Genomic DNA, 3,548 nt, shown 5'->3' with positions numbered 1-3,548 from the left:
CGAAATTGGGTCTGTAGCTCAGTTGGTTAGAGCGCACCCCTGATAAGGGTGAGGTCGGCAGTTCGAATCTGCCCAGACCCACCAATTTTGTGTGGGAAACGCCTGTAGAAATACGGGGCCATAGCTCAGCTGGGAGAGCGCCTGCCTTGCACGCAGGAGGTCAGCGGTTCGATCCCGCTTGGCTCCACCACTACTGCTTCTGAAGTAAGAGCTTAGAAATGAGCATTCCATCGCTGTGATGGTGAATGTTGATTTCTAGTCTTTGACTAGTTCGTTCTTTAAAAATTTGGGTATGTGATAGAAAGATAGACTGAGATCCACTTTCACTGGTGGTGATCAGGCTAAGGTAAAATTTGTGAGTTCTCTTAGTTGAGAAATTCGAATTTTCGGCGAATGTCGTCTTCACAGTATAACCAGATTGCTTGGGGTTATATGGTCAAGTGAAGAAGCGCATACGGTGGATGCCTTGGCAGTCAGAGGCGATGAAAGACGTGGTAGCCTGCGAAAAGCTTCGGGGAGTCGGCAAACAGACTTTGATCCGGAGATGTCTGAATGGGGGAACCCAGCCATCACAAGATGGTTATCTTGTACTGAATACATAGGTGCAAGAGGCGAACCAGGGGAACTGAAACATCTAAGTACCCTGAGGAAAAGAAATCAACCGAGATTCCCTTAGTAGTGGCGAGCGAACGGGGACTAGCCCTTAAGTGGCTTTGAGATTAGCGGAACGCTCTGGAAAGTGCGGCCATAGTGGGTGATAGCCCTGTACGCGAAAGTCTCTTAGTCATGAAATCGAGTAGGACGGAGCACGAGAAACTTTGTCTGAATATGGGGGGACCATCCTCCAAGGCTAAATACTACTGACTGACCGATAGTGAACTAGTACCGTGAGGGAAAGGCGAAAAGAACCCCGGAGAGGGGAGTGAAATAGATCCTGAAACCGTATGCGTACAAGCAGTGGGAGCAGACTTTGTTCTGTGACTGCGTACCTTTTGTATAATGGGTCAGCGACTTATATTCAGTGGCGAGCTTAACCGAATAGGGGAGGCGTAGCGAAAGCGAGTCTTAATAGGGCGTTTAGTCGCTGGGTATAGACCCGAAACCGGGCGATCTATCCATGGGCAGGTTGAAGGTTAGGTAACACTGACTGGAGGACCGAACCGACTACCGTTGAAAAGTTAGCGGATGACCTGTGGATCGGAGTGAAAGGCTAATCAAGCTCGGAGATAGCTGGTTCTCCTCGAAAGCTATTTAGGTAGCGCCTCATGTATCACTGTAGGGGGTAGAGCACTGTTTCGGCTAGGGGGTCATCCCGACTTACCAAACCGATGCAAACTCCGAATACCTACAAGTGCCGAGCATGGGAGACACACGGCGGGTGCTAACGTCCGTCGTGAAAAGGGAAACAACCCAGACCGTCAGCTAAGGTCCCAAAGTTATGGTTAAGTGGGAAACGATGTGGGAAGGCTTAGACAGCTAGGAGGTTGGCTTAGAAGCAGCCACCCTTTAAAGAAAGCGTAATAGCTCACTAGTCGAGTCGGCCTGCGCGGAAGATGTAACGGGGCTCAAACCATACACCGAAGCTACGGGTATCACTTAGGTGATGCGGTAGAGGAGCGTTCTGTAAGCCTGTGAAGGTGAGTTGAGAAGCTTGCTGGAGGTATCAGAAGTGCGAATGCTGACATGAGTAACGACAATGGGTGTGAAAAACACCCACGCCGAAAGACCAAGGTTTCCTGCGCAACGTTAATCGACGCAGGGTTAGTCGGTCCCTAAGGCGAGGCTGAAAAGCGTAGTCGATGGAAAACAGGTTAATATTCCTGTACTTCTGGTTATTGCGATGGAGGGACGGAGAAGGCTAGGCCAGCTTGGCGTTGGTTGTCCAAGTTTAAGGTGGTAGGCTGAGATCTTAGGTAAATCCGGGATCTTAAGGCCGAGAGCTGATGACGAGTTGCCTTTAGGCGACGAAGTGGTTGATGCCATGCTTCCAAGAAAAGCTTCTAAGCTTCAGATAACCAGGAACCGTACCCCAAACCGACACAGGTGGTTGGGTAGAGAATACCAAGGCGCTTGAGAGAACTCGGGTGAAGGAACTAGGCAAAATGGCACCGTAACTTCGGGAGAAGGTGCGCCGGTGAGGGTGAAGCACTTGCTGCGTAAGCCCACGCCGGTCGAAGATACCAGGCCGCTGCGACTGTTTATTAAAAACACAGCACTCTGCAAACACGAAAGTGGACGTATAGGGTGTGACGCCTGCCCGGTGCCGGAAGGTTAATTGATGGGGTTAGCTAACGCGAAGCTCTTGATCGAAGCCCCGGTAAACGGCGGCCGTAACTATAACGGTCCTAAGGTAGCGAAATTCCTTGTCGGGTAAGTTCCGACCTGCACGAATGGCGTAACGATGGCGGCGCTGTCTCCACCCGAGACTCAGTGAAATTGAAATCGCTGTGAAGATGCAGTGTATCCGCGGCTAGACGGAAAGACCCCGTGAACCTTTACTATAGCTTTGCACTGGACTTTGAATTTGCTTGTGTAGGATAGGTGGGAGGCTTTGAAGCGTGGACGCCAGTTCGCGTGGAGCCATCCTTGAAATACCACCCTGGCAACTTTGAGGTTCTAACTCAGGTCCGTTATCCGGATCGAGGACAGTGTATGGTGGGTAGTTTGACTGGGGCGGTCTCCTCCTAAAGAGTAACGGAGGAGTACGAAGGTGCGCTCAGACCGGTCGGAAATCGGTCGTAGAGTATAAAGGCAAAAGCGCGCTTGACTGCGAGACAGACACGTCGAGCAGGTACGAAAGTAGGTCTTAGTGATCCGGTGGTTCTGTATGGAAGGGCCATCGCTCAACGGATAAAAGGTACTCCGGGGATAACAGGCTGATACCGCCCAAGAGTTCATATCGACGGCGGTGTTTGGCACCTCGATGTCGGCTCATCACATCCTGGGGCTGAAGCCGGTCCCAAGGGTATGGCTGTTCGCCATTTAAAGTGGTACGCGAGCTGGGTTTAGAACGTCGTGAGACAGTTCGGTCCCTATCTGCCGTGGACGTTTGAGATTTGAGAGGGGCTGCTCCTAGTACGAGAGGACCGGAGTGGACGAACCTCTGGTGTTCCGGTTGTCACGCCAGTGGCATTGCCGGGTAGCTATGTTCGGGAAAGATAACCGCTGAAAGCATCTAAGCGGGAAACTTGCCTCAAGATGAGATCTCACTGGAACCTTGAGTTCCCTGAAGGGCCGTCGAAGACTACGACGTTGATAGGTTGGGTGTGTAAGCGCTGTGAGGCGTTGAGCTAACCAATACTAATTGCCCGTGAGGCTTGACCATATAACACCCAAGCAATTTGCGTCGAAAGGCCAGATTGCGGTGTGTGAAGACGAAAATGAACCGAAAGTTCGACGTTCACAAAACACCGAAAGCTGTCACATACCCAATTTGCTGAAGCGAGGCCATCTGGTCACGAGTCAGTACCCGAATTTCTTGACGACCATAGAGCGTTGGAACCACCTGATCCCATCCCGAACTCAGAAGTGAAACGATGCATCGCCGA

Annotated in this window: 2 tRNA genes and 2 rRNA genes; all 4 read left to right on the top strand. The window is 51.3% G+C overall.

Features of this window, described 5'->3' with window-relative positions:
* Positions 1 to 7 precede the first annotated feature (7 nt).
* A tRNA-Ile gene (locus tag N8H71_RS28620) sits at positions 8 to 84 on the top strand.
* Between the two features lie 30 nt (positions 85 to 114).
* Positions 115 to 190, top strand: a tRNA-Ala gene (locus N8H71_RS28615).
* A 244-nt stretch (positions 191 to 434) separates the two neighbouring features.
* A 23S ribosomal RNA gene (locus N8H71_RS28610) occupies positions 435 to 3,325 on the top strand.
* A gap of 152 nt (positions 3,326 to 3,477) precedes the next feature.
* Positions 3,478 to 3,548: ribosomal RNA gene (gene rrf / locus N8H71_RS28605) — 5S ribosomal RNA — on the top strand; the annotation flags it as partial.

It is taken from the genome of Pseudomonas koreensis (assembly GCF_025447595.1).
GTDB classification, from domain to species: Bacteria; Pseudomonadota; Gammaproteobacteria; order Pseudomonadales; family Pseudomonadaceae; genus Aquipseudomonas; species Aquipseudomonas koreensis_H.
This window is presented reverse-complemented; position numbering and strand designations above follow the sequence as displayed.